Annotated in this window: 1 protein-coding gene; it reads right to left on the bottom strand. The window is 43.0% G+C overall.

Annotation, left to right across the window (positions count from 1 at the left end; all coding sequences use genetic code 11):
* Nucleotides 1-284: 284 nt before the first annotated feature.
* Nucleotides 285-938 (bottom strand): IS91 family transposase (locus GKS34_RS23170; RefSeq protein WP_205602141.1); only part of this gene is annotated, 654 nt, incomplete at its 5' end.

The following is a 938-nucleotide window of genomic DNA, read 5'->3' as shown; positions in this document are numbered from 1 at the left end:
AACAATTAAGCTACAATGATGCGAAGTGAGACTTCGGTTCATTGTAGCGTGTGTTGGACTCAAGCTTCGGTAGCATTTCTAGTATGGGGATTGGATAGTTTTTGTTGGATGGTTCAGGGAACTACGCTACCGTAAAATGTGGAGGGAATAACCAACTACCGGGGCGATTGCCCGGTTTATGGATCGCTTTTTCGTGTTTATTTTTAAGCATCCTAATAGAAAAGGCATAGGGGTGCCACTGCTTCCAATGAAGCCATTTATTTAGTGAGCGGTATAGAATAAATTTATGCATTTGGCTTTTTCCTTAAAGGAGGTCCTCTTTCCGGAGCAATTACCTTAGTTGTTATGAGTGTTTCTTTACCACAGCAGGGGCATTTATCGGGATTGTAATTGAGCTTTTCTTTGGCAACCTGGATCCATGAGTGGTTGGCCTTTTGCCATTTGGGTTGATTGAGATCTTTTTTTGCCAGATTTAGTTCCTTGCTCTTGTTCCTGGATGCCAGAAATCCATAATGTCGTATCCGAATAAACCCAGAGGGAAGGATATGGGAAGAAAATCTTCTCAGGAATTCTGTTCCATTTAAGGTAATCCGTTTTTGTTTTCCTGTCTGTCGGTAATCTTTGTAGGTGAATGTGATTGTGTTAGCGTCCACGTTTTTAAGCCGGTGATTAGAGATGGCAACCTTGTGGGTGTACCTTCCCAGATACTCCAGGACTGTTTTTGGCGAGGCAAACGGCCGCTTGGCATACACCACCCATTTTCTCTGGAAAGCTTTTTTAGCGATAGGCTGGGCAATAGTGATTTTCTTTCTCAATTCGGCCATGAACGTTGCGCGGAAGACAGTACTCAATGCTCTTTTTGGAAAGAGGTATTTGTTTTTATACCTGCAGTTTTTCCATTTACCTGAAGGTGTGATTCCTCCTCCCGGGACGATACA

The organism is Cyclobacterium jeungdonense, from assembly GCF_010994275.1.
GTDB classification, from domain to species: domain Bacteria; phylum Bacteroidota; class Bacteroidia; order Cytophagales; family Cyclobacteriaceae; genus Cyclobacterium; species Cyclobacterium jeungdonense.
The sequence above is the reverse complement of the archived record's forward strand: the minus strand, read 5'-3'. Positions and strand labels throughout refer to the sequence as shown.